This is a genomic window from bacterium, assembly GCA_040755795.1.
Classification (GTDB): Bacteria; UBA9089; CG2-30-40-21; order CG2-30-40-21; family SBAY01; genus JBFLXS01.
On record JBFLXS010000771.1, the window covers coordinates 1 to 1,004 of the forward strand.

At 35.5% G+C, this 1,004-nt stretch carries 2 protein-coding genes; both read left to right on the plus strand.

The window, feature by feature from the left end; genetic code table 11:
- Positions 1-282, plus strand: a 282-nt coding sequence (locus tag AB1414_21550) for a hypothetical protein (GenBank protein MEW6609997.1), incomplete at its 5' end; no start/stop codon positions are given.
- A 28-nt stretch (positions 283-310) separates the two neighbouring features.
- Complete coding sequence (locus AB1414_21555; GenBank protein ID MEW6609998.1) at positions 311-880, plus strand: HNH endonuclease; 570 nt, start codon at positions 311-313, stop codon at positions 878-880.
- Positions 881-1,004: the final 124 nt, after the last annotated feature.

Below are 1,004 nucleotides of genomic sequence, written 5' to 3' on the forward strand. Positions count from 1 at the left end.
TTTATCAAGAAAAAACTCTATAAATGTGTTTATGCTGGTGACTATCAAAGGTTTTCTACAATTATTCATAAAGTATTGAAGAACTCCTTTATCAAAGGTAAAAATTATAGTCTTGAACCATTAATGAATGATTTATTTCTTTTACAAACCAGACAGCCATGGATAGTAACAGAATTGAGTAACCAACTAAAAGATTTAAGCACCCGGTTAGATGGGAGATTAGATTTGCAGAGAGAGATAATGAAATATCAGGCAAAATGCAAGGTAATTAGTCATCGGTAATCAGAGTTTCATTTCAAAGGAGACGAAGATGTTATATTCGCCAGTTTTAATTTTAAATTCAGGAATGACGCCCATAGACATCTGTCGGGTAAAGGATGCAATTGTGCTTCAGATATTGGAGAAGGCAAATGCGATTAGAGTCGAAGAAGATAAGAAAATCAGGTCACAATATCTATCATTCCCACTACCCCGGGTGATAACTCTAATTAATTACTATAAAATTCCGCGTAAAAAGGTAGTTTATTCGAGGTTAAATATTATTTATCGGGATGATATGAAATGTATGTATTGTGGAAAAAGGTATGCAATAGATTTTTTAACAGTTGACCATCTTATTCCACGTTCAAGATGGGATAGTGTTCCTCCACAGAAGCGGCCGCCGGCAATTAACTGTTGGGAGAATCAGGTTTGTGCCTGCCGTAGCTGTAATGCTATCAAAGGCAATAAACTCTTACACGAATGTGGCTTAACACTAAGAAAACAACCTTATGAGCCCAAATATGTCCCCCATTTAATCATCTCAAGACCAAAGGCAGAAAAATATGGTTGGTTAGAATTTTTAACGCACAATGTGAAGATAGTAGATTTTATCGTCTAACTTGATGTTCAAGTTTTTTAAAGGTATAAAGATTTAACCGCAAAGAGCGCAAAGGAAGATTTCGCAAAGGACGCAAAGGAAGGAAAATAAGGTGGTGAACAACCTATTGCTTTGTTAAGTTTGC